Annotated in this window: 1 protein-coding gene; it reads right to left on the reverse strand. The window is 64.3% G+C overall.

The genetic code is table 11. The features are described from left to right. A partial coding sequence (locus ACSNOK_RS35135) for an EscU/YscU/HrcU family type III secretion system export apparatus switch protein (RefSeq protein WP_436784752.1) occupies positions 1-233 on the reverse strand: 233 nt, incomplete at its 3' end. Positions 234-255: the final 22 nt, after the last annotated feature.

The following is a 255-nucleotide window of genomic DNA, read 5'->3' on the forward strand; positions in this document are numbered from 1 at the left end:
TCCTGCTTGACTTCCTCGTGGCTCATCTTCAGGCGCGACTTGAACAGGTAGGCCTGCAGCGGCACGTCGATCACGGCCATCAGGAACACCACCAGCAGCAGGGCCACGCCGCTGGCCAGCCACTGCCCGGTCATGGTTAGCGCCATGGCCGAAGGCTGGGAGGAGATGGCGGCGATCTCGGCGATGTGGCTGCTCAGGAACTTCCAGGCCACGAAGGAGAGGATGGCCGTCATCGCCACCATCTTGGCCACGGTC

This window comes from Streptomyces sp. URMC 126, assembly GCF_051386555.1.
GTDB lineage: Bacteria > Actinomycetota > Actinomycetes > Streptomycetales > Streptomycetaceae > Streptomyces.